Source organism: Microcoleus sp. POL10_C6, assembly GCF_036701585.1.
GTDB lineage: Bacteria > Cyanobacteriota > Cyanobacteriia > Cyanobacteriales > Microcoleaceae > Microcoleus.
The window spans coordinates 172,543-190,839 of the sequence record NZ_JAUBRB010000001.1; the positions used below are offsets into that span (position 1 = coordinate 172,543).

The window sequence follows — 18,297 nt, forward strand, 5'->3', positions numbered from 1 at the left end:
CTGTTACTCGCTGAGTTCGATGATGTTGCCGTCGGGATCTTGGGTAAATAATGCCGATCGACCTGACGCGCTCATTTGAAACGGGCAATTGTGAGCGATTAACTGCTGTTTGGCTGCCTCTAAGTTGGCCACAGAAAATGCTAGATGTCGGTTGCGTCCCCATTTGGCATGGTCTACGGCATCTGGGATAATTGTTGCACCTAAAATTAGGTGGAGCTGGAAGTCGCCGATTTGATACCAGATTCCGGGAAATTTTAAGTCGCGATCGATTTTTTGCAGTTTTAGTACGGTGCTGTAAAAGTGTTGGGATTTTTCCAGGTTGGAGATAAGTAGGGCGGAGTGGAGGGATTGAGTAATTTGCATTGTTTGTTGGAATTTATTGTTTTATTTTAACCGCTGATGCAGGCAGATGAGCGATGATGAACGCAGATTTTTTGATGTTGGTTGAGTTTTTGATATGATAACATTGTCCGTCGATCTTAATATATCTATTATCAAGTCTTGTAACAAAAAACTGCCCCCTGGGAGTGTTTTTAACAATGGTTTCTCAAAAAAGTGCGATCGTCTCCAAAGCGGGCAAATTCCCTCTCCGCAATGTCTTGGTAGTTCCCTTTGTTCTCCAAATTTTGGCTGCTGTTGGCTGCGTTGGCTATCTCTCTTACAGAAACGGAGAGCAGATAGTCAACGATATTGTTAGTCAGTTGCGGCAGGAAGTGAGTGCGAGAGTTTACGAACGTGTTCAAACCTATCTGGAAGCTCCGCCACTGGTGAATCAGATTAATCAGGATGCTGTACCTTTGGGGGTGTTGAACTTTGACGATTTGGAGCAAGCTCGACCCTATTTTTGGAAACAAGTTCTGCAATTTAAGTCGATCGGTCACGCGGGAATTGCCAACGAAAAAGGTCAGTACCTGCGTGTGGGTTGGGTAAATCGGCTGGTTGGACTTGAACAACCTCAGCTTGCCCAGCAACTGATTCCGGGGGGCGGCGACTTGATATATTACAACCTTGACGATAATGGAAACCCGACAACAATCGACAAAAACACGCCCAATTATGACGTTCGCACGCGCCCTTTTTACAGAGTAGCTGTTGAGAAGAAACAGGCAGCTTGGAGTGAAGTTTATATTAATTTTGGCTACGGTACGCTGCAAATTAATGCGAGTGTACCCTATTACGATGCCGAAGGGAAACTAATTGGGGTGCTGACTTGCCAGATGGGACTAGATCAAATTCGCCACTTCCTGCAAACCTTAAGGGTGGGTAATTCCGGTCAAGTATTTATCATTGAACCCCAGGGTGAGTTAATAGCCACCTCGCTTAAAGAACAGCCTCTTTCGGTGGGAACAGGCAAAGATACAACGCGGCTAAAAGCACAAGAAAGCAGCAACCCGCTGATGCGTCAGAGTGTGGTTTATCTGCTCGAACGCTTCAAGCATTTGGAAGATATCGAGCAAACTGTTCAACTTGACTTTAAGCTGAACGGTGAGCGGCAATTTATCCAAGTTTCTCCGCTAACTGACAAGTACGGTCTCAATTGGCTGAGTGTAGTAGTAGTTCCTGAAGCGGACTTTATGGCGCAGATTTATGCTAACACTCGCTACACAATTTTACTGTGTATAGTGGCTCTCATTGTCTCTGTTGGAGTGGGTATTTTCACCGCTAGCTGGATTACTCGCCCCCTAAACCAAATTGCTCAAGCTTCAGAATATCTAGCAGGTGGTGCTCTTAACCAGAAAGTTGCTTCCAGTCAAATCTGGGAAATTGAAACCTTAAGAAATTCCTTTAACAGCATGGCGATACAACTGCAAGAATCCTTTGAAACACTAGAAGATAAAGTCAAAGAACGTACCTCTGAACTCGCCACAGCCACCAAACAAATTGCCACTCTCAACCAGCTCCTGAAAGCGGAAAACCTTCGCATGAGCTCCGAACTCGATATGCTCAAACAAATGCAGCAGTTGATTCTGCCAAAACCTGCTGAACTCGCAGCCATTCAAGATTTAGATATTGCCGGATTTATGGAGCCAGCCTCGGAATTAGGTGGTGATTACTACGACGTACTTTGTACTAACGGGGTTGTCACGATTTGCATTGGTGATGTCACCGGACACGGATTAGAAAGCGGCATTTTGATGGTGATGACTCAAGCTGCTGTCCGCACTCTTCAAGAAATGCAAGAATCCAACCCGGTGCGTTTTTTAGATACCCTCAACCGCACTATTTATAAAAATGTCCAGCGCATGAACTCCGACAAAAATATGACACTAGCTTTGCTAAACTATGCGGATCGCACAATTAGTATCAGCGGTCAACATGAGGAAACTCTTGTGGTCAGGAAAGGTGGTAAAATCCAGCGGATAGACACCATGAATTTAGGATTTCCGCTCGCCTTAGATGAGGATATTTCCGATTGGATTAGCCATGTTTTAGTAGACTTAGAGCCGGGGGACGGGGTGGTGCTTTACACTGACGGCATTCCCGAAGCTAGAAATATGCACAAAAAATTATATGGTATTGAAAGACTCTGTGAAGTTGTTTCTCAAAACTGGCACTTGAGCGCCGAACAAATCAAGGAAGCCACCATCGCTGATTTGCGAAATTTTATTGGAAAACAAAAGGTTTTTGATGACATTACTTTGCTAGTATTGAAGCAACAGGGAAATATTGTGCATAATTTATGATTTACCGTCCTCAACCCGGTTTCTACCAGCGGTCTTGGATTTAGTGGTCAAGCATCGAAGCAGAAACAGGATTTCGAGTTCTGCGCCTGTAAGTTATAATAATTTACAGCGAGGAAGTCAAACAACTTTGCGCTTCCAGATTCGGAAGTATAAATTATGAAACCACAAATAAATTTAGCACCATCTAAATCTCCAGAAGAACTCCATAACCAGCTACAGGAGTTGAGCCAAAAACTTGAGGAAGTCGAGGATGAAAAAAACAGCTATGAAACTTTAGTAGAAATTGTTACACAACACTCCACAGATCTGGAAAACCAGATCCGTAATAAAAACCGAGAGATGCAGACTTACATCGAGCAGGTAAAAAAGGTTATAGATGCAGCTATTGCTGTAAAAAACAATAGCTTTCAACCCCAGATATTGTCAGATGTGGCAGCGCGCAGTGATGCACTGGGAGAACTGGCACAGGTATTCTCGCATATGGTCCAAACGGTGAAAGCGCGGGAACAAGAATTAGAGAAACTTTTGCAGGCTTACGGACGTTTTGTTCCCGATGAATTTCTCCAATTTCTCGGCAAGCAAAGCATGGTTGATTTCCAGCTTGGAGATCACGTGAGCAAAGAGATGGCAATTATGTTTTCCGATATGCGTTCCTTCACCACGATGGCGGAGCAAATGACTCCTCAAGAAAACTTTGACTTCATCAATAACTATTTACAGCAAATTAGTCCCGAAATTCGTAAGCACAATGGTTTTATTGTCAAGTATATTGGAGATGGAGTCATGGCAGTTTTTCCTGATGGCGTGGATGATGCTATTCAGGCAGGAATTGTGAAGTTGGAGCAGTTGCAGAAATACAATCAAAGCCGTAAAATAAATGGGGATATACCGCTGAAGATTGGCATTGGTATCCATGTGGGTGATACGATGGTTGGGATTATTGGAGATGCAAATCGGATGCAAGCAGATGCGATCTCAGATCATGTCAATCTCACAGCTCGTCTGGAAGGTTTGACTAAGTATTATGGCGTATCTTTATTAATTTCTGGAGATGTGGTACAACGTTTGAGTCAACGCGAAAAGTATCATATCCGTTTTTTGGATCGGGCTATTGTCAAAGGTAGACAAGAAGCCATTTCAGTTTGTGAGGTGTTAGATGTTGAAGTAGAACCAGTGCGATCGCTCAAAATTCAAACTTTGCCTATATTTGAGGAGGGACTCCAAGAATATTGTCAGGGAAATTTTGCTAAGGCCATAGTTTGTTTTGAACAGATAGTGGCGCTAAATCCAGATGACAAGCCCAGTCAACTTTACCTAAAACGCCTCCAATCGCTGTTAGAAAAGAGTCTTCCTGCTAACTGGAATGGCGTGTGGAAATTTACCCAGAAGTGACATTGATACATCAATTGGAGGCAGAAAAATCATGACATCTGGAAGCTTAAAAACAATGACACAAATCTTTGGAGAATTCATTGAAGAATTTCCTCCTGAACACGACTCCCTAGAACTTACATTTACCCCCAGTTCTCGCCCCATCAAACAGCGCTGGCGCAATAACAGGCTTTCAGCTCATTTTGTAGCCGATTATTTGTCTAGCTTTCTACCGGTGGATGAGGAGGATGCTAGCAGCGAGAAACGGATAAAAGAAAGCAAGGGAGCTGTGAGCTATGTGGCAAACGAACTCTTAGAAAATGCGATAAAATTTAATAACGATGATACCAATTACAAGGTCAGATTTGGTATACATTTTATTGGTGAAACAGAGGTGACGGCGATAATTTTTGCCAGTAATAGTGTCAAGCCAGAAAGGGCAAATAAATTGAAGGAGTTTATTGAAGAAATTCTGGCTTCCGATCCCAATGAACTTTATTTGCAGCAGCTTGAAAAGAATGCGGAATCGGAAAGTGACACATCGGGATTGGGATTGCTGACGATGATTAATGACTATTCAGCTAAGATAGGTTGGAAATTCGAGCGCAGACCAGATAGTGATACCATCATTGTTACGACTGTGGTTCAAATTAGGGTCTAGTTGCTAGCATTTCAATATTTACTCTCTTGTGCGATCGCACTATTTTAGTCAGGAAACAAAATTACAATGGGTATTCAAGAAATTCAAGGTGAAGATTACAGCATTCAGTACGATCCAGAATCAGTCACAGTCACTTTCCAAGGCGAACTGAGCCTGAGCGGCCCCGCAGAGTATGCGCCAATAGTCGAATTGTTAGATGAGGTCGCCAATCCCGAACCGCCTACTATTACCTTGAACCTAAAAAATTTGGAATTTGTTAACAGTTCTGGTATCAGTATGCTGTCGAAGTTTGTCATTGCCGTTCGGAAAAAGAAAACGATTCAACTTTTGGTATTGGGTTCAAATGATGTTCCCTGGCAACAGAAATCTCTCAGAAATTTAGAAAAGCTGTTGCCAACTTTGAAGCTCGAATTAGCGTAGGATATGTGTAAATTTTAACTACAGTTAATACAGGCGGGACGCCCGTTCCACACACAGTTAACATAGGCGTGACGCCCGTGCCACACACAGTTAAAATACATAAATTTGGATGATTAGTAAATTGCTTAAGTTTGCTGGATCGGCAGTTCAATGATAAACTCGGTTCCCTTGCAGGGTTCAGACTCGCACCGAAGCGATCCTCGGTGATTTTCTACTAAGATTTTGTAGACAATAGACAATCCTAAACCGGTACCTTTACCAATTTCCTTGGTGGTGAAAAACTGCTCGAACATTCGCTCTTTTATCTCTGGTGTCATTCCGGTTCCCGTGTCAGCAATCCGCACTCTCACCCGATCGGGGCCAGCTAATTCTGTGCTGATCAAAATTTTTAGCGCAGCATGGGGCTGATTTTGTGATGCATCGTCCAAAGCATCGATCGCGTTGGTAATTAGATTCATAAATACTTGATTTAGCTGTCCTGAATAACACTCTACAGGAGGCAATTTTCCATAATTTTTAACTACTTGAATGTCGCGACGGTCTATTTGAGAATTGAGACGGTTTCGCAAAATTAACACGGTGCTGTCAATGCTGTCGTGCAAATCGCACATGGTCATGTTACTATTATCGGTTCGCGAAAAGTTGCCCATAGATTTGACAATTTCGCGAATGCGATTGGAACCCATTTGCATGGAAGAGATAACTTTAGGCAAGTCTTCAACTAGAAAATCAAGATCTATCTCTTCGATTTTAGCTGTGATTTCGGGACACGGATTGGGATAGCATTCTTGATAGAGACACAGCAGGTTCAACAAATCTTGAGTATAAATTGCGGCATGGCTCAAGTTGCCGTAAATAAAACTAACTGGGTTATTAATTTCGTGGACGATACTAGCCATTAGCGCCCCCAGCGAAGACATTTTTTCGCTGTGGAGGAGTTGAGCTTGAGTTTGTTTTAGTTCGCAAAGTGCGCGATCGAGCTGGGCGGCTTGAGCTTCCGCTTTCGAGGTAGCAGCACAACTTTCTTGATAAAGTTCAACCTGTTTAAGGTCGATTTCAAATTGTTCGATTTCGCTTTCTTGCTGGTATTGACTCACCACGGCATCGAAAGCTTCTAGCAAGTCGCCGCCCGCTGCTTCGACAATGTACAGCAGGTGGGGGTTTTCCAGCATGAGTTCGGGATCAGGAACTTGCACCAGTGCTTTTATTCGATCGATATATGCGCGCACTTGTTTGTCTAAATACAGTGGTGGCTCAAAATACATTGCCTTGAGGGCGGGTGAAGGGGGACTCACTAAGTTGACGCTGCTGCCAATATTAATTAAGTCGCGGTGCGATTTTTCCATAAGCTCGATCGCCTCTAACAAATTGCCCCGCAGTTTGGCTCTTTCTACCCCATTCTGAGAGCAAACTAACCTCATGCAAAAAAAAGCCGTTCGTTGGGACAGCATTCGCTGGCGGCCGCTGATGTTAATTACCGCAGCACTAATTTTTCTGGCTGTCGTAATTTCTTCCAGATTAAAGTAGTTGCTCAGTGCTGCCATTGGTAATACCCCCGACTCCACTAAATGTCTGTAGCTCCTGCTGACACAAGATTTAAGAGCCATAAAAAAAATTGTACAAGACACTAATCAATATATTCTGTATTTCCTAATAAAGTAGTATACTAAAACACAATTATTTTCAATTGGTGGCTTATCACAATTTTTATAATTCGGCTTCTTGCACAGTTTTTCTTAATTATTCAAAAATTCACAAGTCAACTTCGCCATAATTTGAGCTTGAGTTTGCGGCAACCCGTGAGCAGCATTGGGAATAATTACTAACTCTGCCCCCGGTATCTCGTTAGCATAGGTTTCACAGTGCCATAGAGGAATTGTTTCGTCGCTATCTGCTGCGATAACTAAGGTAGGAATTTGCAATTTTTGAATTTCTTTTTCTACTGTATCAACTGCGTCTTCCGGGCGCATCCGACTCATTAAAAATGACCTTGCTACTGGTTGAGACATTAACTCCTTGCGCCACCCGGAAATTTGCTGCAATTTCTCACTTTTTCCAGCTAAACTAGCAAAAGGTTTTGCCAACTGCAAAGCCCAATCAACGGCTGGGGTTTCCCACAACAGCGGTCGCAAAGCATCATATTGACCGCAAAAACTATCGTCCCGAATTCCCGCTGGGGCTGCTAATACTAAACTGCTGACAGCATTAGGATATTTTAGGGAATATGCAGATGCTACCCAACCGCCAAAAGAATGTCCGATGATGCAGCAGGGTTCGATATTTAGTTGTTCTACAACTTGCCGCACAAAAGCAACTTCTACAGCTACGTCGTAGCGGATTTCTGGTTTGCTGGATTCTCCAAAACCCAACATATCTAAACTGATGCACCGAAACTGAGATTGCAATAACTCAATTAACGGCAGCCAGCAAGTCTTTTCTCCTAAGAAACCGTGCAGCATCAATAAGGGTCTGCCGCACCCGATGTCGAGGTAGGCGGCTGTTTGGGTGGTGCTATTGACAAATGTAGTTAATGTGTGCGTTTGTCCTCGAAGTGCTTGAGACTGCATGGGTGATCGACTCCTAATAGGTAAGATACCTTTGTAAAGGATTGTAACAAAAAAGCAGTTCAAACGTTAAACTTCATTACGGAGTACACAGTTAGAAATAGACCATGATATTGTCTATGGTTATTAGAAAACACTACAAACCCAAAGCAGGAGAACACTTTGAACTCTACTTTAAAACAGTACCCGGCTTGCTCTCTTCGCGAAGATGTCAGTGAGTACGTAGCACACCTACAGCTTCACATGACGTTACAAGCTCGCAACTTGCTCCCTACCATTACCACCGCTAAGGATAGTCGCGAACAACTGTTGCAGCAGACTCAGGCTCATTTTGAGAAACGTGTTTCTCGACAAGCTATTTAAACAAATTTAACGATCGCCCGCGGTCGATCGAACTTTCCCATATTTCAGCATCCCAGAAACCCGGTAGCCTCAACAATACCGGGTTTCTTTTCGGCTAATTATGCAGGGGCCCGGTTTTGGGTAATATGCGTTCGGTGTGTTTTAAATTTAATGTCTATGCGAATTCCGGTTATTGCATTTTTGACTTTGGCGGCGCTGGCTGGTGGCGAATTGGCAGCGCAGGCGATCGATCCGAGTGCCGCACCGACTGAGGCGGAGTTTAGAGAGGGAACCGCAGAGGCGCAGAGGGCGCAGAGGGAGGAGGATGAGGTCATCGGTGACAACTTAACGTCAAACCGACCATCTCTGTTGTTTGTAGCGAAGTCTAGATCCCCCCTAGCCCCCCTTAATAAGGGGGGGACAAGAAATATGCTCAAAGTCCCCCTTCTTAAGGGGGATTTAGGGGGATCTAGACTAGATGACAAGCGACATTTGTTATCGCTTCCAGTCTTAAATAGTCACCAATCGGATGAGGTGAACCCAACTGTGCAGGATTTGTCGGCATCGGATGAGCTCGCAGCTTCTCCAGAAGTACGCGCGGCGCAGCTCTCCCCTAGGGAATCTCCCTCACTCAAGTCCAGCCACCATAAAGATTTTACATCTCTGTTCAAAACTCCGGCGACGATCGCGGCCAACGCCGAAATCCCCGAAGCAGTAAACAGCAACGCCCGACAGCTAGGCGGTACTCTACAAATCAGTCAAGCGGCCAATGCTGAGGGCGTTTATGTTGCAGAGGTAAAAATTCGCTTTGTCAATTCCCGAGGCGAAGCTGTTGATAAAAAAGGGAATCCAATTGAGGGCAGAATTTCGGAAGATTTTATCCGAGGTGAGCTCAAACTCAAGGCGGGGGATAACTACAGCCGGGAAGTTGTACGATCGGATTTACAGCAGTTGCAGCAATTGGGATTGTTTGACAAGGTTACGGTTTCGATCGAAGAAGTTGGCACGGATGTTAATGTAATCTACAACGTTCAAGAGCGATCGGCTCGTTCTTTTAGCGTGAGTGCCACTCTTAGTGATGATGTTGGCGTTGCTGTTCCTCTTTCGTATACCGATCGAACTTTCGGTACCAACCCCCAGCGGCTAGCGGTGGAACTTGAACCCAGCCTCCGAGGTATCCAGTACGATGTCGAGTTTGTCAGCCCTTACGTTGCCGCCGAAGACCGTTTGGGATACAGTGTGAGAGCTTTTGGCGATCGCAGAATATCGGAAATTTTCAATAAAGATATTGATTTGCCCAACGGGAACCGAGTTCGGGAAATTCGGGTGGGGGGAAATCTCAGGTTTACCAGACCTTTGGGCGATTGGCAATCGACTTTGGGACTGAATTATACAAATATCAGCACGCGCGATCGCAACTTAAATATCGCCCGCCGCGACGAACTCGGCAATCCTCTCACATTCAGCGGCAGCGGCGTTGACGAGTTATACACTGTTTCTTTTGGCGCAATGCTCGATCGGCGGGACAATCCCTTCAACCCCACCAGCGGCTCGATTCTCAGCCTCAGCACCGAGCAGTCGATACCTCTGGGACGAGGTAACATTGTGAGTAATCGGCTGTTAGCAAATTATATACAGTATGTACCAGTAACTTTGTTCGGCATCAGCGAGTCCGAAGCCTTGCCCGAAATGCTGGCTTTTAACTTGCAAGCGGGGACGGTAATCGGGGATTTGCCACCAACGGAAGCTTTTCGCCTCGGCGGCCGCAATTCCGTGCGGGGTTACGACGGCGGGGATATTGGCAGCGGCCGGAGTTATTTTTTGGCTTCGGGTGAATATCGGTTTCCTGTGGGTCAAGATGTTGGCGGCGTGATATTTGTTGATTTTGCGTCGGATTTGGGAACGGGAGATAGTGTACTCGGAAAACCGGCTGTAGTTAGGGACAAACCGGGGACTGGGGCGGGTGTTGGGGTGGGTGTGAGGGTGCGATCGTCCTTTGGATTAATTCGCTTAGATATGGCTGTTAGCGACTCCGGCGACCTCAAATTTATACTCGGTACAAAGCAACGGTTTTAACAATAGTGCAACAGATCATATCAATTCCGGTTGCACTCCTTCGGAATTGTTGACTGTTGACTGTTGACTGTTGACTGTTGACTGTTGACGGGCGGGTCGAAAAACTGAATGGTTGAGAGTTAACTGTTGACTCGATTTTATTATTCCGATGCAACGGGAAACGATATCAGTTAACCCACAGTGTGAAACAGATTTTGGGCGACTCAATTGCCGCCAAAGCCGTTGGCCGGACATCATCAAACTTATCGGCCTCGGCTGGCGGGGTGTCGGTGATTTCTGCTAAGGATAGGGTAAATTGTCGATCGAATAATTGAGTTTGATTTCTTTCCTCAGCCCAACCTCCAAAGTTTGTAGTAGTAATCGAAATTGAGTGAAATACAGCACCTCGGTAAAGATACCACAATGTTGTATCCCTACTGTGTTGTAGGCAATTGACAATTGCTATATTGATTTATGCTCGTAAATGCTTAACGCTTTGGTTTCTTCACATCAACAGTTTTCGGCTTAGCCGCCGGAGTGCGCGGATAAAACTTAAACTTATTGAGCGCAGCACTTGCCGATTTAGCCACACCGCTATCTATATCTCGCAAAGCTTTTTGTAGCAGCGGAATCACTTTTTCAGACTTAATCATTGCTAGTGCTTCCACAGCAGCTTCGCGCACCTCCGGGTGAAGATCTTGAGCTAATTTTCCCAAGGTTTCTATTGCTCGCTGACCTTCCGATCTCAGAGCATTAGCAGCAGCCATTTTACCTAAAGCCGACGCTGCAAACTTGCGGGTTTCTTTGTCCTCACTTTGAACACATCCCATCAACTGCGGTAGGGAATAGCTTGGTGCTTGTCTGGTAATTGGAAGCTGTTGTTCGACTGCTGGTTGATGTAAATCAATTGGTTGTGGTTCCGAAAAATCTGTGTAATTTAACTCTTCTTCAACTTCTGTTTGATTTAACTCACTTGACAGTTCCTGCCAAACTTCTTCTTGTGATAAACCTTCGGCAAATTCTGTTGAATTTAACTGACTGAACTGCTGCTCCGGGACTTCTTGTTGTTGTACATTACTTTCGTACTGCTCTTGCAAAGATCTGATAGTAGCTTGCATCTGAGCTTCGTGCTCTCTCAACTGCTCGTGAGCCGCTTGTAACTGACTCTCGTATTGCTCTTGCAAAGCCTCCATATTTAACTGCATCTCAACCTCGCGGTTCTCATATTCCTCGGCAATTTGCCTCAAGCGAATTTCGTGTTCATTTTGCAAGTTTTGCAAATGTTGCTCCATCTGAGCTTGATAATTTAGATGCAATTCGTCAGCAACTCTAAGTAAATGATGTTCGTGTTCTGCTTGCAAAGATTGGATATTTTGCTGCATCCTAGCATTGTTAGCGGCTTCTAATTCTTCGCTGATTTGTCGTCGCAGCTCGTACTCGTCTACGCTGGCAAATGGTTGGGGCTGACTGTCGCGTTCTGCCAAAACTTGTTGGAGCTGACTGTCGCGTTCGGCCCGAACTTGTTGGAGCTGATTTTCGTATTGAGCCGCAACTTGTTTGAGCTGGTTTTCGTATTGGGTAGTAACTTGTCTGAGTAAATTTTCGTGTTCGATAGTAGCTTTTCTAAGCTGATTTTCCCGTTCTCCTTGCTGAGATTCGACAGCTTGTTGCACCCGAGACATCTGAGCTAATTCTATTTCCTCACTAATTCTGCGAGTTTGCTGCAAGTATTCTTGCTTTTGCTTCTTTAAGCGCTTTTCCACTAACCAGTAAGCAACTGCTACCCCTGCCAAAAAACCTACGATCGCTCCTATGATACCCACAACTGAGATCCTCCCGACAAAATAGTGATGCTGGACTTTTTACATTTAACCATATAGCCTCCTGTAACCGCCCAGTAGCAACAGCCAGGCTGTCACTGCGAGCCAGTGAACCGCCACCGCAGGCCAGATAGAACCGCTTTGCAGGTATGCGAGGGAGCACGCAACTCCCAAAATTGCCGCCAGTAGCAAAAATACTGGATTCATAAAGGTCGATCGACCAACCGGGTAAAAAGTTAGCGCGTTCAGCGGGTGGTAAACTACAAAAACCGCCAAACTCGCGCATCCCCAAAACCATAGCATTAACCCAGAAGCATTCTCTAACGGATGTGGCAGCATTAACACGCGGAAATATACTTCCTCGGTGATGCCAGGACTTAACAAACAGCCAACGAGCACTCCCACAATTGTAGGCCTGGAGGTTTGCAAATCAACTTTCAAAAATCCCGACCAAAAACCGATAGGAAGCGCGATCAAAGTGTAAACCAGCGTGAGCATAGCTGCAACCAGCCAATCAGTGAAATCGGGAATAGTTGAAAAAGCTAGGGTGACGCGGCGTACGAGCAATCCCAGCAGCGCCATCGCACTAAAATTTAACATAATCAAACTGATCCTTAAAATTTTCAAACAGATGTTAGCAGTAAGTTGAGCCGTTTATTATGCAAAACCAATCATTGCCGCCCGTCAGAGTCCGCGTTTTTGTTTCGGGATTAGTTCAAGGAGTAGGATACCGATATTCAACGAGGAATCAAGCAAAGTATTTCGGCCTGGGCGGCTGGGTAAGAAATCTCCCCGATGGGCGCGTCGAGGCTGTCTTTGAAGGCTCCAAAAAAGCTGTGGAAGGAATGATTAGTTGGTGCCGCCGCGGCCCCAGCGGTGCTACGGTTAGTGAGTTGATTTTGGAATACGAAGACCCGGAGGGCGATTCCCTTGGCGATAGCTCCGCTTCACGCACTTTTGAGATCCGCCGATAAAACAATAAAGGAAATAAACTGCGGTTGAAACCGCTACTATACAAACGAAGTCTGCCTAGTCTACGGCAGGCTTCGCCCAAGCAGACTAAAGAATAAATTCGATAAAAAGCGCGAATTTGGTATTGCCAATTTATCAATGATGAGCAAGTTGAGTTAAATTAGCAAACAACTGAGCAACTTTGGTCAAATCTTTATCTCCTGGCGCTATTTCTACGCCGCTCGAAAGGTCAACACCGCTGAAGTTATTGCCGATCGCGCTATCAATTGCATTTAAAATATTATCGGGTGTTAAACCGCCCGCCAGCAGCCAACGACACTGCGGTCTAAACTCTGATAACATCATCCAGTCGATCGTTTTACCAGTACCGCCCAATTGCCCTGGATGGTAAGCATCCAGCAGTAAAGTATCGACACGAACAGCATAAACAGCAGCGGTGGCTAAAGTTTCAGGAGTCTTAACTCTCAGGGCTTTGATAATTTCAATTCCCGGCAAAAACTCCCGCAGTCGATCGCAATATTCCGCTGTTTCATCTCCATGCAACTGCACCCCGCTTAAATTTGACTCTGCCGCTACTTGACAGATATTTTCTATTGTGGTGTTGGCAAAAACGCCGATGCGATCGACATTTTCCGGCAACTGCTCGACAATCAGGCGAATTGTTGCTGGGCTGACATAGCGCGGGGAAGCCGGCACGCAGATAAACCCCAAAGCTTGGGCTCCCAAGCGGGCGATCGCAATTCCTTGGTCTAATTTAGTGATTCCGCAAATTTTAACCCGCACTCTTCCTCCTCGGTTCCACAGTTGTATCAAAATATCAACGAATTGTTAACTATTAAAACAAATCTTAGTTTAATGCAAACCGCTTTTTATAATCTTGGAAATCAATTTATCTGTGAAATCAGGAAATAAGAACATGATCACCTCATCTTTGCTGTTAGCCGTACAATCTACCGCTCCCTCAACACCGGAGTGGTCGCCACTGGTAGGACTGACAATGATTTTATGCAATTTGCTGGCGATCACGATCGGCTACTACGGCATCTCCAAGCAAAACCGAGGCAAGGGCCCAGCTTTACCCGTTGCACTCCCTGGAATGTTCAAAGGCTTCGGCGTACCAGAATTGCTGGCAACAGCCAGCTTCGGTCACTTGCTCGGAGCCGGAGTAATCTTGGGCTTGGGTAACGCCGGAGTTCTGTAAAAATCAGGGGAAAGGCAAAGGCAAGGGGTAGAAAAGATATAATAGAAACTCTTTCTTGCTCTCCTTTCCCAGGAAATTTCATGCAGACAGGTTGGCGAATCGGCTCTTTATTTGGCATCCCCCTAGTTATAGATTATTCGTGGTTTATAATTTTAGCCTTAGCAACCCGCGAATACGCCAGCAGTTACCGCCTGTGGGGGCCTGCGCTCTCCTGGAGTGCGGGGTTAGCAATAGCTCTGCTACTGTTTGCTTCCGTGCTCTTGCACGAACTCGGACACAGCTTGGCGGCGATATCGCAAGGCATTAAAGTTAATTCTATTACCTTATTCTTATTTGGCGGAGTAGCTTCGATCGACTCGGAATCAAAAACTCCCGGTCAAGCTTTTCAAGTAGCTATTGCCGGCCCTCTCGTCAGCTTTGCGTTGTTTTTAATCCTCGGTTTGGGTTCTCAAGTTCTTCCCCCGAAAAGTTTGTTAGCAATTGTCACCGAAAGGGTAGCACTAATCAATCTCGTTTTGGGATTATTTAACTTAATTCCCGGTCTACCTTTGGATGGAGGACAAGTTTTAAAAGCAGCAATTTGGAAAATCACTGGCTCTCGATTTGCCGGCGTTCGCTGGGCGGCAAAAACCGGACAAGTTTTAGGTTGGCTGGCTGTTGCTTTGGGTCTGAGTTTATGCTTTTTAGCGCGCGAGTACGGCGGCTTGTGGATTGCGCTGATCGGCTGGTTTGGCATTCGCAATGCCACGGCTTATAGCCAAGTTACTTCGCTGCAAGAAGCCCTACTCAAAATTAAAGCCAGCGATGCGATGATCCGCGAGTTTCGAGTTGTAGATGCAGATTTGACTCTGCGAGAATTTGCCGATCGCTATTTGTTAGAAGTCAATCCGTTTCCATTTTACATTGCTGCGACCAATGGCCGGGATTTGGGCTTAGTGTCGATCGACGATATCCGCTTCACAGAACGCAGTCAATGGCCAATTCAGACTTTGCACAACATTTTGAAACCCCTGGGAAAAACCCCCACAGTCTCGGAAAAAGCATCCCTCGCAGAAGTAATTAACAGCATGGAAGCCCGTCAACTCCCCCGAATCATCGTCCTCTCGCCGATTGGTTCAGTAGCGGGGACGATCGATCGGGGCGACGTGGTTAAAGTTTTGGCAAAATACCTCAAACCGCAGATTTCCGAAGCCGACATCAAGCGCAGCAAAGAAGAAAACAGCTATCCGCAGGGATTGAAATTAAGTGCGATCGCCAAAACTGCACAGGAAAATTAAAAATTGGGCATAGGTAAGGGGGATTAGTGATAAGTTAAGATGTAGCCAACTTTGTCACTCAGGGTTCAAACATTAAATTTTATGCCCAAATTCTTTAATAGAATTTATCATAAATTGGGGGAGGGACTTTGGAAAAACTTAACTTATTTCTTCCCCTTCCCTGACTTGCAACCTCTTGCTATTATCTGGATTGTCGTGACCGGAACTCTATTGGGAGTGAGGCATTTAGGCGGGTTACAGCCACTAGAATTAAATGCTTACGACCTCATGGTGCAGTTGCGGCCCGATCGGGGTCCTGACCCCAGGTTGCTGATAGTTGAAATCACAGAGCGAGATATTAATACTATTGAAAAATGGCCAATTTCCGATCGCACTTTAGCAAAAGCGATCGCCGAAATAGCGCGTCTTGAACCGCTAGCTATTGGTCTCGATATAATTCGCGACATTCCCTACGAGCCGGGGAATGCAGAATTAGCAATTCAATTTAAAAATCCCAAAGTATTTCCGATAACCTTCCGCGGCGACTCAAAGCTGCAGCGAGTGCCACCAAATCCTAACATACCAGAGAATCGGGTAGGATTTAACGATTTAGTAGTCGATCCAGACCTTATAGTGCGGCGCAATTTGATGTTTGCTAGTGAGGGTAAAAAGACACAGACTTCATTTTCACTGCGACTAGCTTTTGCCTATTTGAATAGTAAAAAAGTAGAGTCTAAATTGACAGAAAAACAAGAAATACAGGCTAATAAAATAGTATTTTCAAAATTGCGATCTGACTCAGGAGGTTATCAAAATATTAATGCCCAAGGCTATCAAATATTGCTCAATTACCGCTCTCCTAAAAAGATAGCAGAAACCGTGACCCTAACTCACGTTTTGGAGGGCAAAGTTGATCCCAAATTGGTAAAAGGTAAAATAGTCTTAATCGGGGTTACAGCCCCAACTGTAAAAGATATTTTTTCTACCCCTTACAGCGCTACTACAAACGGTAATATCCCGACGCCTGGGGTATTAATTCACGCCACGGCCACCAGCCAAATTCTCAGTGCCGTTTTAGACGGCCAAGGGCTATTTTGGTATTGGGACGAATGGCAAGAAATCCTCTGGATTGTGGTTTGGAGTGCAGTGGGCGGCTGTTTAGCTTGGCGGCTAGAAAAATCGCTGAATTTGATCGCGAGCGCGATCGCAGCTTGCGGCTCATTATTCGGATTCAGCTTTTTCCTCTTCATGCAACAGGGGTGGATACCTCTAATTGCTCCAGCCCTGGCCCTTTTAATCACCGCAGGAGTCGCAGTTACCTATAAATACGAGCAGTCGAGGCAACAGCAAGGGATTGTGATGAAGTTATTAGGACAACAAACATCACCTGCGATCGCAAATGCCTTGTGGAAAGAGCGCGTCCATCTGCTCGAATCAGGGTTATTGCCAGGGCAAAAAGTTACTGCTACCATCATTCTCACCGACGTGCAGGGTTTTAGTACAATCTCCGAAAAACTACCGCCAGAAGTAGTCATGAGTTGGTTAAATGAGTATTTATCAGCAATGGCCCAAGAAGTTCAAGAGCATCAAGGCGTGATTAATAAATTTACCGGAGATGGAATGCTGGCAGTATTTGGCGTACCCATTCCCCGCACCACTCCAGAAGAAATTGCCGAAGATGCTCGCCTCGCCGTATCTTGCGCTCTAGCCATCAGTTCCCGCTTGCCAGAAATGAATCAAAATTGGCTCACACGCGGTTTACCGACTGTAAAAATGCGAGTAGGCATCTTTACAGGGCCTGTGATGGTGGGTAGTCTGGGAGGCGCAACCCGTTTAGAATATGGAGTGATCGGCGACAGCGTAAATATTGCCTCTCGCCTGGAAAGCTGCGAAAAGGATCGGCAAGAGGACACTTGCCGGATATTGATTGCAGAAGAAACCTTTCTGTATCTGGCGGACAAATTTGAGGTAGAATCTTGGGGACCTTTACCGTTAAGAGGCAGGGAACAAAAAGTTAATGTCTACCGGATTTTGGGAAGGAAAAAGAAATAAAAAGAGAGAATCTATCCCTAAAAATTCATGGAGTTAATATGAAAACAATTACTAAGTTTCTCATCAATCTGATATCAGTTGGCTCAATAGTATTGATAGCCACACTTAACATTTCTCAATTTGCAGTTGTGGGACAGCCGACTCCAGAAGTAGATGGCAAGCCACCCACTGTACCGGGAGGGCCGCGCTTCATTCAGCCTACTGAAGATATAGATAATTGGCCCCCCACTCAACCGAGACGCCCTGTGCGCGGTGGCTGCGCGAGCATTAGTCAGCTAGGTCTCACAGCTTTAATGCCTAAAAATAAGATCGGACGGACTGTTTCCGACTATCCAACGTTCTTTTTCTACTTGCCTCAAACAGAGGCGCAATCAGCCGAATTTATCCTACAAGATCAAAGCGGCAACCAGATTTATAAACAGGATGTCACAATTACCAATTTATCAGGGGTGATCGGCGTTAGTATCCCCGCTAACAAAAATGTGCCGCCCTTGGAATTAGGCAAAAGTTACCGTTGGAATTTTACAGTGATTTGCGACTCTCAAGACCGATCGGCAGATCAGATCGAAATCGGTACTGTACGGCGAGTTGAACTCAGTGAAGATATCCGCCGTCAATTAGATCAGGCTGATCCGCGCCAGAAAACCGTTATTTATGCTGAAAATGGGATTTGGCAAGATGCCCTCAGCACCCTAGCTGCCGCTCGCCGTGATCAGCCTAATGATACAACGTTCAAGGCTGACTGGGAAAGCTTGCTGGATTCTGTGAAATTGGGCGAAATTGCCCAAGAGCCGATCGTTCAAATTCCGCCACAGCCATAAGCTCTACTGCATTTTAATTTAACTTTTTTGGTGGCGTTAGAGCAACGGGCCAGAAAACTTTTAATAAAAAGAAGTGTA

Annotated in this window: 18 protein-coding genes; 11 read left to right on the forward strand and 7 right to left on the reverse strand. The window is 45.3% G+C overall.

Annotation, left to right across the window (positions count from 1 at the left end; all coding sequences use genetic code 11):
- Positions 1–3: 3 nt before the first annotated feature.
- Positions 4–363, reverse strand: a complete 360-nt coding sequence (locus tag QUA34_RS00625) for a VOC family protein (protein WP_333383240.1) — start codon at positions 361–363, stop codon at positions 4–6.
- A 176-nt stretch (positions 364–539) separates the two neighbouring features.
- Here QUA34_RS00625 and QUA34_RS00630 point away from each other — a divergent pair, with 176 nt between their 5' ends.
- The 4 genes from QUA34_RS00630 (at position 540) to QUA34_RS00645 (ending at position 5,136) form a co-directional block, all read left to right on the forward strand.
- Positions 540–2,684, forward strand: a complete 2,145-nt coding sequence (locus QUA34_RS00630; protein WP_333383242.1) for a SpoIIE family protein phosphatase — start codon at positions 540–542, stop codon at positions 2,682–2,684.
- Positions 2,685–2,840: 156 nt separating this feature from the next.
- Positions 2,841–4,076 carry an adenylate/guanylate cyclase domain-containing protein gene (locus tag QUA34_RS00635; RefSeq protein WP_333323501.1) on the forward strand — a complete coding sequence of 412 codons (1,236 nt, stop codon included), beginning with the start codon at positions 2,841–2,843 and terminating at the stop codon, positions 4,074–4,076.
- A 31-nt stretch (positions 4,077–4,107) separates the two neighbouring features.
- The gene (locus QUA34_RS00640; RefSeq protein ID WP_333215643.1) at positions 4,108–4,716 is read left to right on the forward strand and encodes a DUF6272 family protein; all 609 of its coding nucleotides are present in this window, start codon (positions 4,108–4,110) and stop codon (positions 4,714–4,716) included.
- Between the two features lie 66 nt (positions 4,717–4,782).
- A complete protein-coding gene (locus QUA34_RS00645) occupies positions 4,783–5,136 on the forward strand; it encodes a slr1659 superfamily regulator (protein WP_333081064.1) in 354 nt (117 codons plus the stop codon).
- Positions 5,137–5,261: 125 nt separating this feature from the next.
- Here QUA34_RS00645 and QUA34_RS00650 read toward each other — a convergent pair whose 3' ends face one another.
- Together QUA34_RS00650 and QUA34_RS00655 are read right to left on the reverse strand one after the other, a co-directional pair.
- On the reverse strand, positions 5,262–6,743 hold the full coding sequence (locus QUA34_RS00650) for an ATP-binding protein (protein WP_445242781.1): 1,482 nt from the start codon (positions 6,741–6,743) through the stop codon (positions 5,262–5,264).
- A gap of 129 nt (positions 6,744–6,872) precedes the next feature.
- A complete protein-coding gene (locus tag QUA34_RS00655; RefSeq protein ID WP_333383249.1) occupies positions 6,873–7,703 on the reverse strand; it encodes an alpha/beta hydrolase in 831 nt (276 codons plus the stop codon).
- A gap of 159 nt (positions 7,704–7,862) precedes the next feature.
- Between QUA34_RS00655 and QUA34_RS00660 the strand changes: the two genes are divergently transcribed.
- A complete protein-coding gene (locus tag QUA34_RS00660; protein ID WP_006634481.1) occupies positions 7,863–8,063 on the forward strand; it encodes a hypothetical protein in 201 nt (66 codons plus the stop codon).
- Positions 8,064–8,219: 156 nt separating this feature from the next.
- Entirely contained in the window at positions 8,220–10,118 is a 1,899-nt protein-coding gene (locus QUA34_RS00665; protein ID WP_333383252.1) for a BamA/TamA family outer membrane protein, read from the forward strand.
- A gap of 166 nt (positions 10,119–10,284) precedes the next feature.
- Here the strand turns inward: QUA34_RS00665 and QUA34_RS00670 are convergent, their stop codons facing one another.
- The 3 genes from QUA34_RS00670 to QUA34_RS00680 all read right to left on the reverse strand — a co-directional run bounded on the left by QUA34_RS00670 (position 10,285) and on the right by QUA34_RS00680 (position 12,517).
- Positions 10,285–10,521: a hypothetical protein gene (locus QUA34_RS00670; protein WP_333383255.1), complete on the reverse strand. Its 237-nt coding sequence runs from the start codon at positions 10,519–10,521 to the stop codon at positions 10,285–10,287.
- 64 nt (positions 10,522–10,585) lie between these two features.
- On the reverse strand, positions 10,586–11,920 hold the full coding sequence (locus QUA34_RS00675; RefSeq protein ID WP_333383258.1) for a HEAT repeat domain-containing protein: 1,335 nt from the start codon (positions 11,918–11,920) through the stop codon (positions 10,586–10,588).
- Positions 11,921–11,965: 45 nt separating this feature from the next.
- Positions 11,966–12,517, reverse strand: a complete 552-nt coding sequence (locus QUA34_RS00680; protein WP_333383261.1) for a CPBP family glutamic-type intramembrane protease — start codon at positions 12,515–12,517, stop codon at positions 11,966–11,968.
- A 59-nt stretch (positions 12,518–12,576) separates the two neighbouring features.
- Here QUA34_RS00680 and QUA34_RS00685 point away from each other — a divergent pair, with 59 nt between their 5' ends.
- Positions 12,577–12,891, forward strand: a complete 315-nt coding sequence (locus tag QUA34_RS00685; protein ID WP_333383264.1) for an acylphosphatase — start codon at positions 12,577–12,579, stop codon at positions 12,889–12,891.
- A gap of 133 nt (positions 12,892–13,024) precedes the next feature.
- On the opposite strand, the gene QUA34_RS00690 is transcribed toward QUA34_RS00685, so the two are convergent.
- Positions 13,025–13,672: a phosphoribosylanthranilate isomerase gene (locus tag QUA34_RS00690; protein WP_333383266.1), complete on the reverse strand. Its 648-nt coding sequence runs from the start codon at positions 13,670–13,672 to the stop codon at positions 13,025–13,027.
- Positions 13,673–13,805: 133 nt separating this feature from the next.
- On the opposite strand from QUA34_RS00690, the gene psaK reads away from it, so the two are divergent.
- From psaK to QUA34_RS00710, 4 genes are all read left to right on the forward strand, one after another.
- The gene (psaK, locus tag QUA34_RS00695) at positions 13,806–14,090 is read left to right on the forward strand and encodes a photosystem I reaction center subunit PsaK (protein WP_333040629.1); all 285 of its coding nucleotides are present in this window, start codon (positions 13,806–13,808) and stop codon (positions 14,088–14,090) included.
- 80 nt (positions 14,091–14,170) lie between these two features.
- A complete protein-coding gene (locus QUA34_RS00700; RefSeq protein WP_333383269.1) occupies positions 14,171–15,367 on the forward strand; it encodes a site-2 protease family protein in 1,197 nt (398 codons plus the stop codon).
- 81 nt (positions 15,368–15,448) lie between these two features.
- Complete coding sequence (locus tag QUA34_RS00705; RefSeq protein ID WP_333383272.1) at positions 15,449–17,398, forward strand: adenylate/guanylate cyclase domain-containing protein; 1,950 nt, start codon at positions 15,449–15,451, stop codon at positions 17,396–17,398.
- Between the two features lie 38 nt (positions 17,399–17,436).
- On the forward strand, positions 17,437–18,219 hold the full coding sequence (locus tag QUA34_RS00710; RefSeq protein WP_333383275.1) for a DUF928 domain-containing protein: 783 nt from the start codon (positions 17,437–17,439) through the stop codon (positions 18,217–18,219).
- The last annotated feature ends 78 nt before the right edge of the window (positions 18,220–18,297 follow it).